The sequence below is a fragment of the uncultured Nevskia sp. genome (assembly GCF_903885465.1).
In the GTDB taxonomy this organism is placed as follows: Bacteria; Pseudomonadota; Gammaproteobacteria; order Nevskiales; family Nevskiaceae; genus Nevskia.
On sequence record NZ_CAISIQ010000567.1, the window covers coordinates 1 to 3,164 of the forward strand.

Annotated in this window: 4 protein-coding genes and 1 pseudogene; all 5 read left to right on the forward strand. The window is 62.1% G+C overall.

Features of this window, described 5'->3' with window-relative positions; genetic code table 11:
• A pseudogene (locus QZY06_RS21980) lies at window positions 1-750 on the forward strand (elongation factor 4); the annotation flags it as partial.
• An 82-nt stretch (window positions 751-832) separates the two neighbouring features.
• Window positions 833-1,669 carry a signal peptidase I gene (lepB, locus tag QZY06_RS21985; protein ID WP_295688364.1) on the forward strand — a complete coding sequence of 279 codons (837 nt, stop codon included), beginning with the start codon at window positions 833-835 and terminating at the stop codon, window positions 1,667-1,669.
• 23 nt (window positions 1,670-1,692) lie between these two features.
• On the forward strand, window positions 1,693-2,082 hold the full coding sequence (locus QZY06_RS21990; protein ID WP_295688366.1) for a DUF4845 domain-containing protein: 390 nt from the start codon (window positions 1,693-1,695) through the stop codon (window positions 2,080-2,082).
• Window positions 2,079-2,789, forward strand: a complete 711-nt coding sequence (rnc, locus tag QZY06_RS21995; RefSeq protein ID WP_295688368.1) for a ribonuclease III — start codon at window positions 2,079-2,081, stop codon at window positions 2,787-2,789. The genes QZY06_RS21990 and rnc overlap by 4 nt, the downstream gene beginning before the upstream one ends.
• On the forward strand, window positions 2,782-3,164 hold a 383-nt coding region (gene era / locus QZY06_RS22000; RefSeq protein ID WP_295688372.1), incomplete at its 3' end, for a GTPase Era. The genes rnc and era, both read left to right, overlap by 8 nt.

Below are 3,164 nucleotides of genomic sequence, written 5' to 3' on the forward strand. Positions count from 1 at the left end.
ATCGTTCAGGAGCGCCTGGAGCGCGAGTACGACCTGGATCTGATCACCACCGCGCCCAGCGTGGTCTACGAGATCGAGACCGCGACCGGCGAGATCAAGAAGATCGACAACCCCAGCGATCTGCCCGAAGCCGGCGCTTACAAGGACGTGCGCGAGCCGATCATCCTGTGCCGCATGCTGATGCCGCAGATCTATGTCGGCGGTGTCATGCAGCTGTGCATGGACAAGCGCGGCGTGCAGAAGAACCTGCGCTATCACGGCAACCAGGTACAGCTCGAAGTGGAGATGCCGCTGGCCGAGGTGGTGCTCGATTTCTTCGATCGCCTGAAGTCGGTCAGCCGTGGTTTCGCCAGCTTCGAATACGAATTCGTGCGCTTCCAGACCGCACCGCTGGTCAAGCTCGACGTGCTGGTCAACGGCGACAAGATCGATGCGCTGGCGACCATCGTCCACCGCAACGACGCCGAAGCCCGTGGTCGCGATCTTTGCGACCGCATGAAGGATGTCATCCATCGGCAGATGTTCGATGTCGCGATCCAGGCGGCGATCGGTGCCAAGATCATCTCCCGTTCGACGGTCAAGGCGCTGACCAAGAACGTGCTCGCCAAGTGCTACGGCGGCGACATCAGCCGCAAGAAGAAGCTGCTGGAGAAGCAGAAGAAGGGCAAGAAGCGCATGAAGCAGGTCGGCTCGGTGGAGATTCCGCAGGAAGCCTTCCTGGCTGTGCTCGGCGTTGATCGCCGCAGCTGATCGTTCCTGCAAACGCTGCCACCGGCTGCTGTATCCCAGTTACTAGATATCTCTCTATCGTTCCTATCCGGGCCCGTCCTCCATGAGCTTCACCGTGATGTTCAATCTGATCCTGACGGTGCTGACCGTTCTCACCGGCGTCATCTGGGCCTGGGACAAATTCAGCAGCGCGCCCAAGCGCGAAGAGAAAGCGCTGGCCACCGGCATCCCGCAGAAGCCGGGGGCGATCGTCGAATTCTTCGGCGGCTTGTTCCCGGTGATCGCCGCGGTGTTCGTGGTCCGCTCGTTCATCTACGAGCCGTTCCGGATTCCCTCCGGATCGATGATCCCGACCTTGCACATCGGCGATTTCATCCTGGTCAACAAGTTCAGCTACGGCCTGCGTTGCCCGGTGGGCAGCTGCAAGATCGTCGACTTCGGAGGCCCGTCACGCGGCGATGTCGTGGTGTTCATCTATCCGGCCACCAACAGCCGTGATCCGAACAGCGGCAACGATTTCATCAAGCGCCTGATCGGCATGCCCGGCGACCAGGTGAAGTACGCCAACAAGCGTCTGACCGTGAACGGCATCGAAGCGCCGCTGCACGAAGCCAAGACCCAGGACGACGCGCGAGTCGGCGAAGTGCGCGCCCACGAAACCTTCGGAAGCGTGGAGCACGACATCCTGATCCGCCCGGATCGTGTGGCCGATCCGTTCAGCTGCCCGTTCGTACAGCCCAACGCCGACGACTTCACCTTCACCGTGCCGGCGGGTCAATATTTCATGATGGGTGACAATCGCGATGGCTCGAACGACAGCCGCTGCTGGGGCACGGTGCCGGAAGCGAACCTCAAGGGCCGCGCCGATCTGATCTGGATGAGCTGGGATCACGAGCGCACGCGGCCGGTGTTGTCGCGTATCGGCACAGTGATTCGCTAGGGTTAGTCGACGGAGGGCCGGACATGAATCTGCGCAAGGCGCAACTCGGGCTGACGCTGTGGAGCGGCCTCTACCTGTTCGGCAGTCTCGGTTTCTTTGCGCTCTGCGCGATCAAGATCGGCCCGCTGTACCTGAACGAATTCCAGATCAACCGCGCGGTGCGTGATGTGGCCGCGCAGTCCTCGGTCGTCGGCAGCGAGGTCGATGTCACCGCTGTGCGCTCGTCCCTGCAGCGGCGCTGGGATATCGACTATCTGCGCCAGCTCGAACCGCGCGACATCAAGGTGATCCGGACCACCGGCGGCTTGTTCCTGAGCTACGACTACGACGCCGAAGTGTCGCTGTTCGCGAACATCATTGTCGTCGCCCGCTTCAAGGCCGACATTCCTCTGCGCGCGGTGCCGGGCGGTTGAGCGCCAAGAATCTCGAGCAGATCGGCCGGGTTCGCCTCTGTGCCGCACTCGGCTACCAGTTCCGTGATGCCGCACTGCTACAGCGCGCGCTGACCCATCGCAGCTTCGGTGTCGATCACAACGAGCGCCTGGAATTTCTTGGCGACGCACTGCTGAACTTCGCGATCGCTGCAGAAATCTATCGATTGCGCCCGAAAGCGCCAGAAGGTGATCTGTCGCGCTTGCGCGCCAGTATCGTCCGCGAGGAAACCCTGGCCACGGCGGCGCGGCGGTTGCCTTTGTCGGATGTCATCCGGCTCGGCAGCGGCGAGCTGCGCAGCGGCGGCTTCCGCCGTGATTCAACGCTTGCCGATGTGTTCGAAGCGCTAATCGGCGCGGTCTATCTCGATGGCGGCGTCGAGCCGGCGCATGCCCTGTGCCTCAAGCTGCTGGCGCCGGAGCTCGAAGCTTTGCCGGAAGCGGGCTCGCTGAAGGATTACAAAACGCGTCTGCAGGAAGTGCTGCAGGCGGAATCCCGGCCGCTACCGGAATACACCGTGCTCAGCGAAGACGGACCGGCGCATCGCCGGAACTTCGCGGTACGTTGCCTGCTGCCGGACAGCGGGCAGATCATGGAAGCAGAAGCACACTCTCGGCGCATTGCCGAACAACGGGCGGCCAGCATGATGCTGGACGCGATCACCTTGAAGGAAACGAAACATGCGTAGTGGAATCGTGGCAATCGTCGGCCGGCCGAATGTCGGCAAATCCAGTTTGTTGAATGCCCTGGTCGGCCAGAAAGTGTCGATCACCGCGCCGAAGCCGCAGACCACGCGCCATCGCATTCAGGGCGTGCTGCACGGCGACAACGCGCAGATCGTGTTCGTCGATACGCCGGGCATGCATCGCGCAGCGAAGAAGGCGCTCAACAAGGCGATGAACGACGCCGCTAGCAACAGCCTGCACGACGTCGATCTGGCCTTGTTCGTTATCGAAGCCGGCCGCTGGACCGATGAAGACGAAGCGGTGCTCGAACGCCTGAAATCGGTGAAGTCGCCGGTGGCGCTGGTGATCAACAAGGTCGACAAGTTCAGCGACAAGAA